Genomic DNA, 18721 nt, shown 5'->3' on the forward strand with positions numbered 1-18721 from the left:
GCCGGATAGGTTGCTCCCTTGCAGATGAGGCAGGTATCAAGCCATTGTCTGGTTATGCGTTTGAGTTGACCAAAGAGGTGCATCTTCGGTTCTTCGCCGGGATCCCGCCACTTGGTGTACAAAAGGCGTTTGGTCACATGGAAAATGAGACTGGAGCGTCGCATATCTTCCAGGTGTTTCAGGCTGAGCTCCACACCTTCGCCGATAATACCCTGATTCCTGGTAATGGACGGACCTACCAGATCCGGGGTCAGCTCTAAAATTGAATCGTCGGTAAATTTTGCGCTCAGACGTTCTTCCGGCAGCTCCACCCGATATCCCTGAACCCTGGGAAAGCGGATTTCCAGATGATCACGCTGGGGTTTTACTGCTTTGACCTGAATGGTTTCTCTGGGCGGTTGAGGCGGCGCCACCACTGGTTTCGCGGTAAAATCAAAAGGGATACCCAATACATCGGCATATTCCACGTTAAACAACCCTTCCTCATTCAAATCATAGGATTGTCGGCGCAGGGCGCGACCGATGACCTGTTCACAGAGAAGCTGGGTGCCAAAAGCCCGCACTCCAAGGACATGGGTGACAGTGTTGGCATCCCAGCCTTCGGTAAGCATGGAGACGGAGACCACACAGCGGATGGAACCACCCAGACTGTCCGGCTTGCCGACTGTATTCATGACTTCCCGCAGCAAATCCTGGTCTGTTATGTTTTCTGCTCGGCTGTGATCTCCACGCTGACGCATCTCATATCGAAAGCGTTCAATTTCAGCAGCGGCCATGGTCCTGAAATTTTTATCCAGGGCGTCACCGGATTCAAGCTGTTCGCTGTCAATGAGCAGGGTGCGGGGCCGGGCCAGCTGGTTGCCATGCTCATCATAGTTACGGAATAATTCCAGTCGGCCCGGAACAAACGAGCTGCTGCCGTCTTCATTGGCCCGATGAAAACCGGAAATATAATCATAGACAAGTTTTGAGGTGGAAGTGTTGTTACAGACCACAATGAAACAGGGCGGAACTTTTACTCCTGCTGCCTGCCATAGCTCAAATGTCTCTTTATAATGGCCATAAAGCGCTTCAAGTGCAGTTTGCAACCTGACAGGCAAACTTAACGGATCAAGATCCTTGGTCTTGCCACGCCCTTTTTTGGGCATATCTTTTTTGATATGCTCCCACAGGTTGCGGAACATGGGCATTTCATCACCGGGCAGGTTTTGTGCCACAGGCACCCTGGGTAACTTGACAATGCCGCATTCAATGGCATCCATGAGGGCAAAGTCACTCATGGCCCAGGGGAAGAGCGTTCCTTCCGCATAACCTGAGCCGCTGAGAAAAAACGGGGTGGCTGACAGGTCAATGACCCGGTGAATGCCAATTTTCCGGCCCACTATCTCAAGGCCTGTAATCCATAGCCTGGCCGCTTCATTGTTCTTTTGCGCCTCTTTTTTGTCATCCCCTTTCAAGGTAGAAACATCATCTTCCCCGGGCTTTTCCCGGTAACAGTGATGAGCTTCATCATTGATGACCATGATGTTTTTCATACCCATCAGGTCAGGCATAACCCGTTGCAGCATTTGACCCTCAGTTTCCCGGGTATCCAGCGCTTCTCCTCGTCCCTGCAACAGAGAGCGGTTGCCTTTGGCCAACTTGACCCGTTCCCGCAGTTTGAACGCGTGATAATTGGTGACCACAATCTTGGCTCTTTCCAGATCAGCCAGCATATCTCCGGGAACCAGTTCCCTGCTGGCGTAGTAACTGTCCGGATCATTGGGCTGGAGGACACGGAGACGATCACGGATGGTGAGTCCGGGAGCAACGATAAGAAAACCACGGGTAAATTTTTTACTGGCACGTCTGCGAACGGCATTAATAGTCTGCCAGGCAATGAGCATTGCCATGACCGTGGTTTTTCCCGCACCTGTGGCCAGCTTTAATGCCAGCCGCATTAACGCCGGGTTAGCATCGTTATTGGCGCTCTCTAGATGATCAAGGAAGAATTTCCCCCTCTTGCCCAGCTGAGGAGCTACTTCGATGAGCCATATTGCAACTTCTGCGGCTTCTACCTGGCAAAAAAATGGGCGGATGCCACTAAAATTGTGATGCCGCCAATGTTTCAAAAGACGTGCAGTCTCCGGAGTTACTTTCCAGTCATTCAGATTTGGCAGAGCTCGCCATGCATCAACTTCCTGACGCAACTTGTTGATGATGGGAGTAGGATCATATTGTTGCCCACCACTGGTAAGAGTATGATCAACAAAAAGTTTCTGCTGTGTCCCTTTGCCTTTCCGCTTTTTAGGTTTGGGAATGGGAGTTATGAATTCAGCTTTACGTCGCTGGTTGATAATTTGCTGGGTTGGTTGTCCCTGTTCGTCCAGCTCCCAATGCCTGGAGGGATAATCGTAAGGCGAGTTGAGAATGGGGTGTTCGAAGAATAGATTGCTCATAACTTCCTTTCCGGTCCGGATAATCCAGCTGCAGGCCGAGTCGGCATAGCGGTAGCGAGAAAAAACAACATAAAATCAATGAAACATATACCATAAAAAAACATAAAGCGGCTTCCTTGTTTATTGTATCGACAGCATTAAATCATAATAACGCTTAAAATACTATTCGGCACAATACTCAGCAATTTGTTTCTTGGTTTCTTGCTGCACGCTGTTTTTTCGCTTTGTTTCTTCATGTGTTTAGGGTAATGTCAGTTTCTCGTGTTATTTTTTACAAAGCGAAATAGATATTTCTGTATAGCATTATTTATATATATTCTTATATCGTTTTTCTTAGCGCATTCAATAGCCTTTTTCCTGAAGCATTACTCCCCAGCACAAGTAGAGCACGGATTGCAGCAGTTTCGCTTATGTGCCGGTGACTCGCTCTGTTCATAGTTGCGGTTATTTTTTTCAACCGGGCAATATCATCATTATACAACAGATAAGCTTTTAATGTCCCTTTTTACTCGGCGTTACCAAATCAAGTTGTTCTTTGGTTTGGTCTTTTGACTCGACAGTTTGAAGTGGATCATGTGCGGATCGGCGATCATTATTTCTGCTTCACCACCCCTCAAGGTCGTATCCAAGGAGATTGGTCTCCTGCGGACCAACTCGCTTTTTGGCGGCATATGGGGAGTGGTGTCTGATGCCGATCAGATAAAGACCGATTTTCTTTACACCTTCAACATCGTGTTCGAGGCAGGTCTGGAGATGAAACTCCATGGCAAGTGCGACCTGATTCTCAACCAGCAGGCTGTTGGTTCCTTGCCTTTGAGCCTGCGGCGCAAGCAGGAAGAATAATTGGCAGCCACCAATGACCTGGAAGGAGGGGAGAAATTCGTCAAGATCATCCCCGTGTTCTGGGTGTAGGGTGATGATCTGGAGCAGGCCAGAGATTAATGCACACGGGTACTTCGGTTATGGGAAAACAACGGTTATGTCATGCAGCAGGACAATAAAAATCTATACACAAATTTACAAATTTTGAGCATATTAGTTTTCGAAAAAACTTTACTTTATCAGTTGGTTACAGAAATGGATTACAGGCCATCAGGTCACCCGGCGTGTAACCAGTTGAAATCATATTAAACTTAACCGGATATTAGTGATTTAATAGATATTCTATGCCATTCCAATGGGTTGACTTGTTTCGCCCCCGTTATCCGATACTTGATTATCCGTGAAACTCAGCCAAATTGTGGATGTGCCTGTTTTATCAGGCTAGCTTACGGTCAAAAATCACTGGAAATCTCAATTGATAAGGAATTCAAATGAAAAAGTGTCAGTCCAAATCATTTTATAATCAGTCTAATGTGATTTTTGAAATACGCCTGATAAAACAGGGACATCCCCAGACTCACAAATGACAGGCTGAGTTTCATACGTAATCAGAATCCGATATGTCAAGGGAAGAGCGTTATGCTGTTTTTTATGGATAGGTGCCAGGTGTGTCGTGGATACTATCTTCCTGTTGGGCTTTTGCTCCACCATAGATAACATCATTTCCAGTTATACCTGTCACTTTCCGAATAATTAGGTATATGGCACCTTGTCAATGCTGAAATTCCAAAATCTTTGCGGGATAATCCATGTCGACTGGCCGCCTCTAGAATGCCAAAAGTGATCAGGAGATTTAGACCGAAAATTGCATCTGGTCGTTTACCACTCTTTAGATATTTATTAATCTCTTCACTGGCGGGAGTCTGGGTATAATCGCAATACAGTAATTCCTGGTAACTTTACTGTGTTAGGTGCACTCCAAAATCAAGATGCACGTTATATATTCACCCGGGATTACAATTTTTATTTCTCTTTTACAACCGGAAAACCGCGATACTTCCATTCCGCGATGCCGTAGCGCATGTTGTAGATGTTTTTAAATCCTTTGTCTATCAGGATTTTGGCTGCCACCGTGCTGCGGTTGCCGGTGGCGCAGTAAATCAGGATCGGTTTACCTTTGTGGTCCAGCAGTTTTACATATTCATGTTGAATGACCTGGACCGGGAGAAGAATGGAGTTTTCAATATATCCATCCCTGCGGTATTCCCCTGGTGTTCGCACATCGAGGATCAGAGGGGAAATATTGGTGATGATCTTCCTGGCTTCTTCTGCAGTGACAGGGCGGTAATTTGTTCCGGCAAATTCGATTATTTCCACGGTGCCATGGATATCGCCGAATTGAAAAGGATAGTGGCCCGTCTGTTTGAATTTTACATATTTTTTCTGTCCTTTTTCCGGGGGAAAGGTGTGGTGAATTTTCAGACCTTCAATGGTCAGGGTTTTTTGCTCTTTTTCATCGGCGGGAAAAACCACGTAATCACCCCTGTATAGCCTGATACTCCCCCTGGCGAGTTCACTTTCTGAGAGGATTCTCAGGCCGTTGATGACCTGGCCGGAAATTTTCTGGATTGTTCCTGCGCTGCCTGGGGCAGAGAGGGAAAAAATCAGGATAATTGATATTAGAAGAGTTTTTATAATTCTCATGGAGATCCTTTCGGCTGTTTTGCAGCCTTTGTGGATTAAGGCCGTACTGCCCGCACCAGTCCTTTTTTCTTGGGAATATATTGCCGTTCGGGATCACAGTTGTCGTCCAGTTCCCAGGTGCCTACCCGTCCATCCATATCCGGTTCGTCGGACCAGTAATTTCCCTCAACTTTCATTTCGCAGTCGCCATTTTTATGCAGATCAAAAATGATGTACAGATCATAAAGTTCGGAAACCGTCGGTAGACGCCAGTCATTATAGCCTCCTCTTTCCATGGTGCCGGCATATTTTTGTGCGTCTTCAAGGGATCTGATTGTTCTGCTGGTATCCATCTGCCACATTTTTCCTGTGCGTGTATCCCGGCAGACACCATCACCCAGTGCGATGAGTCTGTCGCTTGTGCTGTGGCCTTTCAGGTCGGTTTGTTCTGCGCAGCCACTGAAGAGGAGGAGTGAGAGTAGTCCGGTTAAAAGACAATTTCTGGTGCTGTTCAAAATGGCTGATCGTTTGTGTTCGTTCATGTTTGCTCCGGTTCAAGCAGGATTTTGATCGTGAGAATGCACTTTTCCAGGGCCTGTCTGTTTTCGTAAACCCTGGAAAGCATGATTCCGCCTTCGAGTATGGCAACAATTGAGGTGGCTAGAGCTTCAACGTTAAGTTTTCCACTCAGCTGACCGGATTCTTCGGCCTTTTGCAGTTCGGTTCTCAGTTTTTCCGTCCAGTGGCCGAATACATCCTGCAGGATTTCACCGAAACGGGGGTTGATGCCACTCATTTCCAGGGCGGTGTTGCCAAACAGACAGCCACCGACAAATTGGGTCTGTTGCATCAGGGTCATAATGACTTGACAGGAAGTGATAATTTTTTCCACAGGGCCAGCCCCGGTCAGGGAACGGTCGAGAATTGCCGAAAATTCTTCAGCGGCATCAAGGAGAACGGCAATGCCGAGCTCCTCTTTGGAGGAGAAGTGATAGTAAAGGTTGCCTTTCTTTACTCCCGTGACGGCTGTTATTTCACTGATACTGGTGTTTTGAAAACCCCTGATAGTAAAAAGCTTTCGGCTCTCTTTTAAAATCCGTTTGCGGGTTTCTTTACCTTTATTCAATTCGGCACCTTGATTGTTTTATACTGACCGTTCGGTACAAAATAGAGTGCGGGATGGACTTTGTCAATCTTTTTCCAGCAGTAAATTCATCAACACCGGGGAAATTCAATAGTGCTTGCCAAAGATTCAGGAAGAGGGAACAATGGGAAGCAGGCAGTTGAGTTCAGAGGTCAGGGAACAGGGAAATGTAAACAGGCAGTATATTAATCTCGTTGAGCGGTTACGGACAATGGAGATAATAACCGAAAAGATAAGCGGAATCGTCCAGCGGGTGACCTATCATAATCCCGAAAACGGCTGGTCGGTATTGCGTGTTGCTCCGTTTGACAGTCCGGGCCGGCTGGAAACTGTGACTGTACACCAGACCAGGGTCTTTGCCGGTGCCACCATGGAATTTCGTGGAAGCTGGATTATTCATTCCCGTTTCGGCCGACAGTTTCAGGCGGACGAGGCCATCGAGAAAAAACCTGCTTCGGCTGCCGCCCTGGAGAAATATCTCGGTTCCGGTCTGATCAAAGGGGTTGGCCCCAAGACGGCCGGACGGATTGTCCGTTACTTCCGGGGAAAGACCCTTGAAGTTTTTGAGAATGATATAGACAGGTTGATTGAGGTTCCCGGAATCGCAAAGAAAAAGCTGGCAATGATAAAGGAAGCCTGGCGGGAGCATCGCATGGTCCGTGAGGTGATGATGTTTCTCCAGGGGCACGGGATTTCCACCCTGTTTGCCGTGAGGATCTATAAAAAATACGGGGACAGGGCGATCAGACTTGTCACTGAAGACCCCTATCGGCTGGCGGTGGATTTTTATGGTATCGGTTTTTTCTCAGCGGATCGGGTAGCCCTCAGTATCGGTCTGGCCCTGGACAGCCGTGAACGGATTGTGGCGGCCATAAGACATGTCCTGGCCGCGAGCCGGGAGCAGGGGCACTGTTATCTCACCATTGAGCAGATTGGTCTTGATGTGGGAAAGCTTCTGGAATTTTCCCCCGGAGAAAAGCTTCTCGAAATACTGGTTGGCATGGAGAGGGACAATCATCTTCGTGTGCGGCTTTTGCCCGCTGACGATGGGAAAAAACTCCGTTGCTACTATTCGAAGACGCTCTACTATGACGAGGAATATGTGGCCCGCAGGATTCGCTCAATGGCTGTTCGGCCCATGTTGCTGCCTGGAACACTTACCCCCTGGATCGAGAAATACTGTCGCAGGGCGAAGCTGGCTCTCAGTGATGAACAGATGGAGGCGGTCCGTGCCGTTGTCCGCAGCCATTTTTCCGTGCTTACCGGAGGGCCGGGATGCGGAAAAACAACGGCAACACTGGTCATTGTCCGTCTGCTCGAGGCGCTGGGAAAAAGAGTTTTACTGGCAGCACCCACCGGACGGGCGGCCCAGCGGATGGCGGAAGTTATCGGCCGGGAGGCGAAGACCGTGCACCGTCTCCTGGAATTTCAGGGCAGTGGTTTCAAGCGCAATGAGAAACAGCCCCTGCGGGGGGATTTTCTAATTGTGGATGAATGTTCCATGCTCGATATTTCCCTGACCGCGTCTCTTCTCAGGGCAGTGCCTGACGGTTGTCAGGTTCTTTTCATCGGTGATGCCGACCAGCTTCCCTCCGTTGGTCCGGGAAATGTCCTGGGCGATATTCTCTCTTCCGGACTTGTGACAGCATGCCGTCTCACCCGGGTCTTCCGCCAGGCACGTGAGTCAAAAATTATTGAATATGCCCATCTGATCAACAGGGGTGAGATTCCACGAATTATATCTCCCTTTAAAGAGCCGGATGTGTGGCATGGGAGAACAGACTGTATCTTCCTGGATTCCGACGAAGCTACCCGTGAGCAGCTCACTTTTATCGCCAGGGTGAAAAAGAATTTTCAATTAAAAACGGAGGATTTTGAAGGTCTGTGCATGGGTGGGGATGGTTTTACTTTCAGAACAAATGAGATGATCGCATCCGCCTGGGAGAAGGATTTTGAAATCCCGGAAAAATTCAGACATGTCGACCTGAAGAAAATCCGGGAAGCAGAAGATGGTGTGGAGGAATTGAAAGCTGTACTGAAGAAAATTCATCCCTGGTCCAGTCTCCATTATGGTCTGGGCGGGGTTGATACGGTGGTCCGTCTCTATATTGACTGGATCCCGAAATACCTCGGAGAAGATATCGAAATTCAGATCCTCTCACCCATGACCCGTGGAAGTATGGGTACGGCAAATCTCAATCGGGTGATTCAGGAGGCTGTCAATCCGGTGGCGGCGGGAAAAGCACAGCTTCAGATGGGGGAAAGGATTTTCAGGGAGGGGGACCGGGTGATTCACCGGCGCAATAATTATGACCTGGGCGTCTTCAATGGTGATATCGGCAGGATCGTCTCTATCGAAAATACGGCTCCAACCTGTGTGGTTGCCTTTGCTCAGGATAATCGCCGGGTACTCTACCAGCGGGATGATATCCTGGAACTCGACCTGGCCTACGCCATAACGATCCATAAATCCCAGGGAAGTGAGTTTCAGGCGGTTATTCTTCCGGTACTCACCCAGCATTTTAAGATGCTGTTTCGCAATCTGATTTATACCGGCCTGACCAGGGCCAGAGCCATGGCTGCCTTTGTGGGGACGAGAAGGGCTCTGGCCATGGCGGTCCGGCAGCAGGATATCGGCAGAAGACAGACCGGGCTGGCAACTCTTCTGAGGAATTGACGGAACTCTTTCAGGTTCAAAAGAGCCGGGATTCATGTGACAGGCAGTTTGATGACAAACTCGGTTCCCTTGCCGATTTCCGTGGTAAAATGGATGGAACCACCATGTTTTTCAGTAATGACGTCATGGCTGATTGCCAGCCCCTGTCCTGTGCCCTTCCCAACCTTTTTGGTGGTGTAGAAGGGATCGAAAATTCTCGGCTGTGCCTCCTGCGGGATACCGGTTCCAGTGTCACGGATACGCAGTTCCACATGGTTGTCCTTTTTCCGGGTGGTAATGGTTATGGTTCCCTTACTTTTTTCCGGGGTTTCTCCCAGTTTTTCACCAATGGCATGGGCCGCATTGATAATCATGTTGAGGATGACCTGGCCCATTTCATCGGACAGCAGCGGGACCAGAGGCAGGTCCGGGTCGAGATCAAATTCGGTATCGGCTACGTATTTCCATTCATTGCGGGCGACAGTCACTGTGGTTTCGATAATTTTATTCAGGTCCCTGGGTTCTTTTTCCCGGCTTCCGGGGTGGGAAAATTCCTTCATGGCTAGAACGATGGAGCTGACACGTTTTACGCCCTCCCTGGATTGTCTGATAGCCTGGGGGATTTCTTCGGCCAGATATTCCCAGTCCATGGTCTCAAGTGCCTGATCTATTGTCTCCCGGATGTCTTCCGGGCTGTTATCGCCAAGTTGCCGCATCTGTTCAATGAAGACCGCCAGATCATCGAAAACTTCATCCAGGAAATTGATGTTGGTTCCAATGAACTGGGTTGGAGTATTTATTTCATGGGCAATACCGGCGGCAAGCTGTCCGACCGATTCCAGCTTCTGGGCGTGGAGAAGCTGAGCCTGGAGATTTTCCTTTTTCTGTGTTTCTTCAATTCGTTGGGTGATATCACGGACGATGGCCACAAAACGTCCACCAAGATTTTCTGAAGAGACATACTGGAGGAAGACTTCCACCGGGATGAGTTGTCCGTCTTTGGCCCTGTGGTTTGTAGTGAAGGTGATTGAATCCTTTTCACCGCTGAGCAGTGGTGCAATAAATTGCCTGAAATTTTCTTTTGAGAAATCGGGTTTGATATCCAGTGGAGTCATGTTCAGTAACTCTTCAAATGTGTACTTGACCTGGTTGATGGCTCCGAGGTTGACATAAATGAACCGCAGGGTATCCGGTTCAAACATGAAAACACAATCGAGGATCTGGTCCAGGCTGAGTTTGAACTGTTGCAGTTTTTCACTCATTGTTTTCTTGTTCGCCAGTTCATGGTCAAGGGTGATCATGGTTGCTTTCAGGCGTCGATTGAGCAGCAGAACAAATATCATGGCAATGATTGCCCCGATGAGGGTTATCCCTATCAGGATGAATTCAACCCAGTGCTGGCGAAATGATGCCTTCCAGGTAATGATTCCGTAATGTTCGTAGGGGGCAATTTTCAGGGTTTTCAGGCAGGTGTGGATCGACTTGTAATTGTGGGCAATTGTCCAGCCACCAATAGAAGCAGCACGGGCGGCCCTGTTTTCCGGAGAGAGTCTCAGCAGGGCTATGGCTACCTGTTCTGCAAGATTTCTGTCGATATGCGGGAGGGTGGCCATTGGCCATTCCGGATAGAGGGTCGTGGTAAGCAGAAAAGGAAAGTGTGCCGTATTGCTTTTTTCTTCCAGGATCTTGTAGTTATCAAGAGTGATTTTTCCTTCTGCTGCCATGCGTTCCAGGGTATCGGATCGGATTGTACCGCCATCGACAAGTCCATCCCGAACTGCGTATACCACGGCATCGTGGGTTCCTCCAAATTGAAGGGAACTGAAATCCCGGGACGGTTCCAGCCCATGGGAGAGGAAATGGTACCAGGCGGCTATCCATCCCCCGAAAGAGTGCCTGTCTACAGCCATGAACCGTTTTCCCCGGAGATTTTCGCAATTTGTGATATCATTGCGGTCTTTTCTTGAAAAAATTACTCCTCCGAATCGGGTTGTGATTTTGTGGAATTTCCGGTTTTTCATGGTTGCTATTCTTTCGGCACCGAAATTGTATTCCAATTGCACGTAGTAGGCGGGATTTGTCAGGATAAAATCAATTTGATTCTTTTCTACTGCCGGGTAGATCTCGTTGAAATCCAGCGGGATCACATTGAATTTAAAATTATCTATGGTCCTGGAAAGATACTCTGCTGTCGGGGTCCATTTTTTCAGTGTCTGTTCTTTTCCCCGTTTTGCGAGGATGCCGATTCTGACCGGAGTATCGGTGGCCCCGACTTTCCGGGAAAAGGGCAGAAGGAAAAGGAATATTACGGCAATCCAGGTAAGGAGCTCTTTGCGGTGTAAAGAAAGGAATGGAGTTTTCATATCACCTGGCATAAGTTGGATTTCTGACAACCACTTATATTTTACAGTTTACCTGTGTCAGGCATGATATTCAAATTTTTTCATAATTATGTATGGGCACTCATGGGAGCCTGTCAGATATTGAATTTTTCTGAGCGAAGTAAAAATGCGAGAATAATTCCCGCAAGAAAGCCCCAGGTCAAGCTTGAGGCAAGGGTGATGGAGAGGATGGTGAGGACCACGAACATGTCCTTTCTGGCGAACATATCGAGAATGGTGAGGCTGAGCTGTGAACCGGCAAAAAGCAGAAGAACCCCCAGGATGGAAAAGGGCAGGAAATGAATGAGAAAAATAACATGGGGGCCGGTAAAAACAGCCAGAGCCAGGAAAACAGTACCGATAATAAGATTTGAACCGGCAGTACGGGCCCCGAAGCGGTAATGGGCCGCCAGGCCTCCTGCACCATGGCAGAGGGGGATTCCGCCCAGGAAAAAGCTGAGGCCGTTTGCTGCTGCCATGGAAAGCGTTGTGGCCCGGTATGTGACCCGGTGTGAATCTTCTCCGAAATATTCTCTTGAGAGATCAGCATTGGCGATGATGGCATTGCCGATGGTCATGGGAAGCTGGGGGATGACCAGGACAAAGAGGGCCACGGTGAGATCAGTGATGGCGGGCAGTCCTGCTGGGAGTATCGGCGGAGGATAGAGCCCGGGGGCAAACCTGTCCATGCCATCATATGTCCCGAGAAAGAGACCGGTCAGCAGACCAAACAGGATGACGACAATTCCCGCAGGATATCTTTTGCTGTTCAGGAAATAAAAGGTCAATACGGTTCCGGCAATGCCAATGATAATGGTTATGGGCACAGGACCACTATTCTGGATGGAGAGATATGGTTCCGGCAGTTGGCTGCCGGGAGCACCATCAATGACGAATAAAACGCCTTTGGTCATAAGCAGTATGCCTGTGGAAAGCTGTACACCCCTCACCACCGATTTCGGTACAAGTCTGCCAATGAAAGAGATGGTGTCGGTTGCACCGATAACAAGAAGAAAAATACAGACAAGTCCTGTGGAGGCACTGATCTGGGAGTATGTCATACCGGTTGAAATGGCGTAGGCGGCAATGACTTTCATCGGCTGGATAGGGACCGGCAGTCCGAAGTAGCAGCCTGACAGGATATAAAAAAGGCCGATGGAATAAAAAATACCCGTTGGTGAAACATGATTGATCGTCACCATGCCGACGATCAGCGGCAGCAGGGTTCCCAGGTCACCGAGAGATCCTGCTGTTTCCATTCTGTTAAAACGGTATTTTTTCATAATGTTTGACGGATGATATGGAAAAACTGAGATTCATTATTTTTCACCCTGGAAATATACATTATTTTACCTGAAATATCCTGTTGTAATGTGGAATAGGAGTGTTACACTGATTTCAATTTAAAAATTATAATTATTTTCCGTTTACCAGTGAACCCGTTGCAGGAAATTGGTCACAGGGTAGTAATTCTGTGATTTTGTTACCTCTGCATTGTCATGAGTTTTTTTGCTTTCGTGTCAGGTTGAGTTCCATGGTAAAGGAAAAATCATGGAGGAAGAATGTATATAGGCCTGGATTTTGACGGAACAGTTGTCGATCACCGTTACCCTGAGATTGGTGAACCTGTTCCCGGTGCCGTAAAATGGTTGAAGCGACTGCAGCAGTGTGGGGCGAAAATCATTCTGTTTACGATGCGGTCAAACAGCGAAGAGGGAAATTATCTGAGAGATGCCGTCAGGTATCTTGAAGAAAACGGTATACAGCTCTTTGGGATCAACATGAATCCGGATCAGGCGGAATGGACCTCAAGTCCAAAGGTCTATGCCCATGTATATATTGATGATTCCGCTTTCGGTTGCCCGCTTGTGCAACCTAAGGGTTTTGCTGCTCCCTGTGTGGACTGGAAGATTGTCGGTCCACAGGTGGAGCATATGTGTTTGAATATGGCCTGAACGGGGGATGAGTTTCAGCGTAAGCGGTCAGGGACATTTCCGGCCATCGACAGACAGGGGAACTGTCTAACAAATTCCTGGGTCTGCCGGCAGTTGCGTTTCAACAGGTGGCCGGATTTTATTTTGATCTTTTAGGGCGTGTGCATTTCGGGGGGATGAAGGAAAGCGTGAACGGTACGGGAACAACTCAAAAAAAAGTCTTTGCGTTATGTGGCGCACTTGTCGTCACCTATCTTGTCTTCTGGGGTATTCATTTTACAGTATTGTCCTCTTTTGCCAGAGTTGTGGTTGATATTGAAAGCGAATATAACAGTAAGGTTCAGCTCTATTATTCGTTCGCCACCGGGAACCGGATAACTTTCCAGGAAAAAGATTCAACTGTTCTGCAGGAACTGCCGGCCGGAAAGCGGAGTCAGTTAAAATTTAATACCAATAACAGGTCGTTCAGAACATTGAGGATTGATCCGGGTCAGGGACCTGGAATGTATCGAATATACAAAGTACGGCTGTTAAGTTTTTTCGGACCGGACATTGAAATAGATTTCGGGAAGCAACAGCCTGAACTGACAGCATCTCCCCAGACCGGATTGAATTTTGACCAGGGTGGATTTCTCAGGATCAAAAGCAATACGGATGATCCTTATATTATTCTCCGTCGTGAGCTGCAGGTCAGTAATCCTGTGGTTTTATATATTGTGCCGGTACTGGCGGGGGTTTTCTCATTTTTCCTGTTCTGTTCGTTAAGGTTTTCTGACTCACTGTTTTATAGTGATCTTTGTCATAAGACCCCCTCAACCGGAAAAAATCTCGCAACCCTTGACGGGTTAAGGGGGCTGGCTGCTCTGCTGGTTCTGATGGATCATACGGGGCTTCCCGGATTCAGGGGAGCGGGGATGGTCGGGGTAACTCTCTTTTTCTGCCTGAGCGGGTATCTGCTTTGTCTGCCCTTTGCGGGGGAAGGCTCCCGTATTGTTTCTGCTGAATACATGAAAAAATATTTTGCCAGACGTTTCTGCAGAATTCTTCCCATGTATTACTTTGTTCTTACTGCTGGATATTTCTATTCACAGCGGTATGATGACTATATCAGGTCACTGCTTTTTCTCCAGGGAAATTCTATCCTCTGGACCGTTCTGCAGGAGATTCATTTCTATACCCTGCTGCCGCTGATTTTCATGATCCATCATTTCATTTTTCGTGGTCGCCTGACAGGGATTCTGGTATTCCTTGGAGGGGTTGGTTTCGCCTACAATCATAACTGGTTGCCTATTCATACCATGTATGGAATGGGGCATACCATGCCTCTTTATCTGGGGGTGTTTCTGGTGGGGATCATGATGGGATATTTCTATCAGAAATGGGACCGGATAAAGTACAGGGGTATTTTCGCCCTGCTTGGTCACCCCGGCGTGATTTTCTCAATGTTTCTCCTGGCTGTTTCACTGCCGGCACTCCGAAGTTTTTTTGCGGGTCATCGAGTCGTCGAAACGTGGGTTCTTGAAGGGATCTATCCATACCTGACAGGCTGTCTTATTCTGGGGCTCTCGATTACGGAACGAAACAGAGCTCAGAAATTTTTTGCCCATTCATGGCTCAGGGCCATTGGTTTGGTAAGCTACAGCGTCTATCTGCTCCATCCTGTTGTTCTGGATCTGGTGAAGTATATTTTTTTGGTCTATTTAAATATTCAACCAAATGGTGTCGTTAAGTTCCTGTTCACTTTTATTCTTGTCTTTCCTGCAAGTGTCATGACGTATACCTATATTGAAAGACCGTTCATCAGGAGAGTCCCGGTGAAACGTAGTTCCCCACAGTGTCGACAACTCTAAGATTTTATGACCTCTGAATCTCAGTTGGTTCCATGAATTCTATTTGCGAATCATTTGCAATCGGGGTAAGGTGAATACGATGTTACCCCGGATTTTCAGCCGGTTCAGGTTATTTCGAGTTGATTATAAAAGGCGCAAATAAATTTTATGAAATATTGGAAAACGTTATGTTGTTTTATCTGGGTGATGCTGTTGTTGAGCAGTTATCCAGGTCAGGCTGCTGCAAAACTCCATGTTGTTACTTCAATTTTTCCCCTTTATGATTTTGCGAGGCAGGTAGGTGGGGAAAAGGTGGAGGTCAGGTTGCTTCTGCCACCGGGAATTGAGGCTCACGGGTTTTCGCCGACCCCGCGGGACCTGGTAACAGTAAGCCGGGCGGATCTCTTTCTCTATACCAGCCGTTTTCTGGAGCCCTGGGCGGAAGCAGTTGTTTCGGCCATGGGGGGGGATCAGGGCAGGGTTGTTGAAGTGGGCAGGGAAATTATTGCCCACCAGATGAAACATCATAAACCCGTAGGGGATCATGAGGGGCATGGCGGTATTGATCCCCATATCTGGCTTGATCCTCTGAATGCGGTTGAAATGGTGAATGTGATCAGCAGTGTACTGGTCGAGATGGATCCGGGCAATGGCGGATTTTACCGGCAAAACAGCAGAATCTATGTGGAAAAACTGGTTGAGTTTGATCGTGACACCAAGGAAATTCTCGGGAATTGTCGCCTGAAAACCATTGTCAGTGGCGGTCATTTTGCGTTCGGTCCTTTTGCAGCAAGGTACGGTCTCAAGGCCGTTTCACCGTTCAAAGGGTACTCGCCAAATGGACAACCAAGTCCCCGGGCCATCGCCGGGCTTGTCGATATTATACGTAAAACAGGCAGTGGAGTGATTTTTCATGAGGAACTTGTGCAGCCGAAAATTGCCCGGGTTATCGCGGAGGAGACCGGCGTAAAACTGCTGCTTCTCCATGGGATTCATAATGTATCTCGGGACGAGCTTGAGCGTGGTGAGACATGGTTGTCCCTGATGAAAAAAAACGTGGCGAATCTGAAGCAGGGACTGCAATGTCAATAATTTCGGTGGAAAACCTCTCCGTAAAACTCCACGGCGTTACTGTACTGTCGGATATTTCCTTTAAGGTGGCAGAGGGAGAGTATATCGGTATAGTCGGACCCAACGGGTCGGGAAAATCGACTCTTATCCGTGCCATCCTGGGGCTTGCGGACATTGCCGCAGGCACAATTCAAATTATGGGAGAATCTCTTCGTCATTTTGGCAGGTGGTATCGGATCGGTTACCTGCCCCAGTCAACCGTTGTCGCCAATAAATCTTTTCCGGCATCCGTGGCCGAAGTTGTGGCGACCGGCCTGCTGGGCAGCAAAAAATTCCCCCGAAAGGTGAGAAAAAGAGACAGGGAAAAGGTCATGGAAACACTTTCCATGCTGGGGATTGGTGATCTTCATCTGGAGCAGATAGGTAAACTTTCCGGCGGACAGAGCCAGCGGGTTTTTCTGGCAAGAGCCATGGTTTCCGACCCGGACATTCTTATACTTGACGAGCCGACAGCAGCTCTTGATCCGGTGACCCGTGAATCCTTTTATGATATAATCGCTTCTCTCAACAGGGATCATGGTAAAACGGTTCTTCTGGTGACCCATGACAGTTCCACCATCGGTCGTTATGCCGATAAAATGCTTTACCTGGACCGACGCCTTGTTTTTTTTGGAAACTTCAAGGAATTCTGCATGTCCAGTGACATGTCAAACTATTTTGGGGAATTTGCCCAGCATCTCATCTGTCATCAACATTGAAAATGGATACGGTTTTAACCCAGGTGGTCCAGGCTCTCCAATACGGGTTTATTCAGCGCGCTCTTTTTGCCGGTTGTTTTATCGGTGTCTGCTGTGCCGTGCTCGGACTGTTTCTTGTTTTGAGGAGATTATCCCTGATTGGTGAAGGGCTTGCCCATTTTTCCCTGGCGCCCATCGGTCTGGCCCTTATGCTCGGGATTTATCCACTTTATGTGGCGCTTCCCCTGGGACTGCTGGCATCCTTCTGGATATTGCACCTCGCGGGCAGGGCAAATATGTACGGAGATGCCGCCATCGGTCTTGTGTCTGCCATCGGGGTCGCAACCGGTGTTATTCTGGCAAGCCTGGGATCCGGGTTTAACGTGGAACTTTTCGGTTACCTGTTTGGGGATATCCTGGCCGTGAGCCGGGTGGAGTCCGTTTTAACCATGGTGCTTTCCTTTGTTGTGCTTCTCCTTGTTTTCCTGAATTACCAGGATCTTTTTGCCATAGCGTTTGATGAAGAGTTTGCCAGGGTTATCGGATTAAATACTGAACGGATGAACCGGATACTGGTTGTTCTGACAACCTTCACTGTCATTCTGGGGATTAAAGTCGTTGGCATCATGCTTGTTTCAAGCTTTATTATTTTTCCGGCAGTGACTGCTCTGCAGCTGTCCAGAGGGTTCAGGACAGCTATTTTTTTTGCTGTGTTTTCAGCATCTTTTTCTGTTTTCGTGGGAATAATTGCAGCATATCTCTTTAATTTACCTGCGGGTGCAACGATTGTTCTGGTGAATTTCGTTTTTTTTCTGTGGGCGTATGGCCTGAGCCGTTTCAGGGGGAAATGATTGCATGTCAGGGGTTACACCAAAAAGAAAGCTGGTGCTGGAAATAATCGAGTCTTCGGACCGTCCTCTCTCCTCCCAGGAGATCTTTGCCATAAGAAAAGGAGAGATCAACCTGGCGACTGTTTATAGAAGTGTCAATTACCTGGAAAAACAGAACCTGATAGAGGGATTTTCTCTTTTCTCCGAATCAAAGGGGAGTGTGCGGTTTTATTTTCGGAAAAGAAGGCCGCATCTCCATTTCTTTTTCTGCGCCCGATGTCAATCATTTACGCCATTTCATGACTGTATATTCAGCAGGAAGTCCCGCTCTGAAATTGAGGAGAAATACCAGCATAAGATCCAGTCACACGTTCTTTACTTTACCGGTTTATGCCGCGACTGCCAGTCAGGTTGAGACTATTTTTTCTTTTTCTCCTTTTTCTTCTTTTTATTTTTCTTCTTTCCCTTTCTTTTTTTCTCTTTGTCTTTCTTTTTTTCCTTTTTCTCTTTTTTCTTTTTTTTCTTGTCCTTTTTTTTCTTCTTTTTCTTTTTTACTGTAGTGTTATCAGATTGAGACGTCCGGGACGATTTTTCTTCGGTGGATGCGGCGGGAAGCGTGTGACCGGGGAAAAGATCCATGCGTTTTTCTTTGAAAAGGACAAGGAGGTAACGGAGCTGACCGATGGTCAGTTTGCTTAATTCAGCACTTTTTACCTGGGTGTGACCGTCATCCAGAAGGAGAAGGGCTTTGGCCCTCTGGCTGAACAGGCCGATGTTGAGTTTTGTGATGTATTCGCAGGATTCTCTTTCCTTCTGGTCCAACAGGTTTCCAGTGGTGGTTGCCATATGTCCTCCTTGAAATTTCTCTGAAAATCCTCGGCTGAAGGTTGTATCGCCGCAGCAGGGATTTTCATTGTTTTTGGGTAATAAACAATAGCATTTCCTGAAAAAAAAATAAATGATCTCGTTGGAAAGGGATGGGGAAAATCATAAAGAAATTTTTCACGAATAATGCTAGTGTAGGCCCATACCGGCAGCAGGAACGGTTTTCGTTATCCTGATCGTTTCAAGGGTTCTGTTATTGTACTGATGTCGTGATGGTTTTATGATGTTTTTCTTGATAACACAATGAAATGAAACGGTTTTTATGTAACTACTCACAGGGGTAGCAATTATATGATTTTATTACCTCTGAA

The 18721-nt window shown here is 47.7% G+C and carries 15 protein-coding genes; 8 read left to right on the forward strand and 7 right to left on the reverse strand.

Going from position 1 to position 18721, the window contains the following annotated elements:
* Positions 1-2438 (reverse strand): BPTD_3080 family restriction endonuclease (locus tag ACXLDX_RS04610; protein ID WP_457576021.1); only part of this gene is annotated, 2438 nt, incomplete at its 3' end.
* Between the two features lie 573 nt (positions 2439-3011).
* Between ACXLDX_RS04610 and ACXLDX_RS04615 the strand changes: the two genes are divergently transcribed.
* A complete protein-coding gene (locus ACXLDX_RS04615) occupies positions 3012-3281 on the forward strand; it encodes a hypothetical protein (RefSeq protein WP_457576022.1) in 270 nt (89 codons plus the stop codon).
* Between the two features lie 1002 nt (positions 3282-4283).
* Here the strand turns inward: ACXLDX_RS04615 and ACXLDX_RS04620 are convergent.
* The 3 genes from ACXLDX_RS04620 to ACXLDX_RS04630 are packed head-to-tail and all read right to left on the reverse strand — an operon-like array spanning position 4284 to position 6069.
* On the reverse strand, positions 4284-4964 hold the full coding sequence (locus tag ACXLDX_RS04620; protein WP_457576023.1) for a rhodanese-like domain-containing protein: 681 nt from the start codon (positions 4962-4964) through the stop codon (positions 4284-4286).
* A 35-nt stretch (positions 4965-4999) separates the two neighbouring features.
* Complete coding sequence (locus tag ACXLDX_RS04625) at positions 5000-5485, reverse strand: Lcl domain-containing protein (RefSeq protein WP_457576024.1); 486 nt, start codon at positions 5483-5485, stop codon at positions 5000-5002.
* Entirely contained in the window at positions 5482-6069 is a 588-nt protein-coding gene (locus tag ACXLDX_RS04630; protein WP_457576025.1) for a TetR/AcrR family transcriptional regulator, read from the reverse strand. The genes ACXLDX_RS04625 and ACXLDX_RS04630 overlap by 4 nt, the downstream gene beginning before the upstream one ends.
* Before the next feature lie 142 nt (positions 6070-6211).
* On the opposite strand from ACXLDX_RS04630, the gene recD2 reads away from it, so the two are divergent.
* Positions 6212-8764, forward strand: coding sequence for an SF1B family DNA helicase RecD2 (gene recD2, locus ACXLDX_RS04635; RefSeq protein ID WP_457576026.1), 2553 nt, complete (start codon positions 6212-6214; stop codon positions 8762-8764).
* A 32-nt stretch (positions 8765-8796) separates the two neighbouring features.
* Here the strand turns inward: recD2 and ACXLDX_RS04640 are convergent, their stop codons facing one another.
* The gene (locus tag ACXLDX_RS04640; RefSeq protein ID WP_457576027.1) at positions 8797-11106 is read right to left on the reverse strand and encodes a PhnD/SsuA/transferrin family substrate-binding protein; all 2310 of its coding nucleotides are present in this window, start codon (positions 11104-11106) and stop codon (positions 8797-8799) included.
* Positions 11107-11219: 113 nt separating this feature from the next.
* On the reverse strand, positions 11220-12407 hold the full coding sequence (locus tag ACXLDX_RS04645; protein ID WP_457576028.1) for a putative sulfate/molybdate transporter: 1188 nt from the start codon (positions 12405-12407) through the stop codon (positions 11220-11222).
* A 279-nt stretch (positions 12408-12686) separates the two neighbouring features.
* Here ACXLDX_RS04645 and ACXLDX_RS04650 point away from each other — a divergent pair, with 279 nt between their 5' ends.
* The 6 genes from ACXLDX_RS04650 to ACXLDX_RS04675 all read left to right on the forward strand — a co-directional run bounded on the left by ACXLDX_RS04650 (position 12687) and on the right by ACXLDX_RS04675 (position 17940).
* Positions 12687-13079: a hypothetical protein gene (locus tag ACXLDX_RS04650; RefSeq protein WP_457576029.1), complete on the forward strand. Its 393-nt coding sequence runs from the start codon at positions 12687-12689 to the stop codon at positions 13077-13079.
* A gap of 155 nt (positions 13080-13234) precedes the next feature.
* Positions 13235-14908, forward strand: a complete 1674-nt coding sequence (locus ACXLDX_RS04655; RefSeq protein WP_457576030.1) for an acyltransferase family protein — start codon at positions 13235-13237, stop codon at positions 14906-14908.
* Between the two features lie 147 nt (positions 14909-15055).
* The gene (locus ACXLDX_RS04660) at positions 15056-15979 is read left to right on the forward strand and encodes a metal ABC transporter solute-binding protein, Zn/Mn family (RefSeq protein ID WP_457576031.1); all 924 of its coding nucleotides are present in this window, start codon (positions 15056-15058) and stop codon (positions 15977-15979) included.
* Positions 15970-16716 carry a metal ABC transporter ATP-binding protein gene (locus tag ACXLDX_RS04665; protein ID WP_457576032.1) on the forward strand — a complete coding sequence of 249 codons (747 nt, stop codon included), beginning with the start codon at positions 15970-15972 and terminating at the stop codon, positions 16714-16716. Before ACXLDX_RS04660 ends, ACXLDX_RS04665 begins: the two co-directional genes overlap by 10 nt.
* A gap of 2 nt (positions 16717-16718) precedes the next feature.
* Complete coding sequence (locus ACXLDX_RS04670; RefSeq protein WP_457576033.1) at positions 16719-17546, forward strand: metal ABC transporter permease; 828 nt, start codon at positions 16719-16721, stop codon at positions 17544-17546.
* A 4-nt stretch (positions 17547-17550) separates the two neighbouring features.
* Positions 17551-17940 carry a Fur family transcriptional regulator gene (locus ACXLDX_RS04675; protein WP_457576034.1) on the forward strand — a complete coding sequence of 130 codons (390 nt, stop codon included), beginning with the start codon at positions 17551-17553 and terminating at the stop codon, positions 17938-17940.
* A 2-nt stretch (positions 17941-17942) separates the two neighbouring features.
* On the opposite strand, the gene ACXLDX_RS04680 is transcribed toward ACXLDX_RS04675, so the two are convergent.
* Complete coding sequence (locus ACXLDX_RS04680; protein ID WP_457576035.1) at positions 17943-18371, reverse strand: helix-turn-helix domain-containing protein; 429 nt, start codon at positions 18369-18371, stop codon at positions 17943-17945.
* Positions 18372-18721 lie beyond the last annotated feature (350 nt).

The organism is Desulfomarina sp. (assembly GCF_054039375.1).

What these genes read in the sequence shown, in the direction of transcription:
- ACXLDX_RS04615 (WP_457576022.1), top strand. Translation starts at nt 3,012, where the DNA reads ATGTGCGGATCGGCGATCATTATTTCTGCTTCACCACCCCTCAAGGTC.
- ACXLDX_RS04620 (WP_457576023.1), bottom strand. Translation starts at nt 4,964, where the DNA reads ATGAGAATTATAAAAACTCTTCTAATATCAATTATCCTGATTTTTTCC.
- ACXLDX_RS04625 (WP_457576024.1), bottom strand. Translation starts at nt 5,485, where the DNA reads ATGAACGAACACAAACGATCAGCCATTTTGAACAGCACCAGAAATTGT.
- recD2 (WP_457576026.1), top strand. Translation starts at nt 6,212, where the DNA reads ATGGGAAGCAGGCAGTTGAGTTCAGAGGTCAGGGAACAGGGAAATGTA.
- ACXLDX_RS04640 (WP_457576027.1), bottom strand. Translation starts at nt 11,106, where the DNA reads ATGAAAACTCCATTCCTTTCTTTACACCGCAAAGAGCTCCTTACCTGG.
- ACXLDX_RS04645 (WP_457576028.1), bottom strand. Translation starts at nt 12,407, where the DNA reads ATGAAAAAATACCGTTTTAACAGAATGGAAACAGCAGGATCTCTCGGT.
- ACXLDX_RS04650 (WP_457576029.1), top strand. Translation starts at nt 12,687, where the DNA reads ATGTATATAGGCCTGGATTTTGACGGAACAGTTGTCGATCACCGTTAC.
- ACXLDX_RS04655 (WP_457576030.1), top strand. Translation starts at nt 13,235, where the DNA reads ATGAAGGAAAGCGTGAACGGTACGGGAACAACTCAAAAAAAAGTCTTT.
- ACXLDX_RS04660 (WP_457576031.1), top strand. Translation starts at nt 15,056, where the DNA reads ATGAAATATTGGAAAACGTTATGTTGTTTTATCTGGGTGATGCTGTTG.
- ACXLDX_RS04665 (WP_457576032.1), top strand. Translation starts at nt 15,970, where the DNA reads ATGTCAATAATTTCGGTGGAAAACCTCTCCGTAAAACTCCACGGCGTT.
- ACXLDX_RS04670 (WP_457576033.1), top strand. Translation starts at nt 16,719, where the DNA reads ATGGATACGGTTTTAACCCAGGTGGTCCAGGCTCTCCAATACGGGTTT.
- ACXLDX_RS04675 (WP_457576034.1), top strand. Translation starts at nt 17,551, where the DNA reads ATGTCAGGGGTTACACCAAAAAGAAAGCTGGTGCTGGAAATAATCGAG.
- ACXLDX_RS04680 (WP_457576035.1), bottom strand. Translation starts at nt 18,371, where the DNA reads ATGGCAACCACCACTGGAAACCTGTTGGACCAGAAGGAAAGAGAATCC.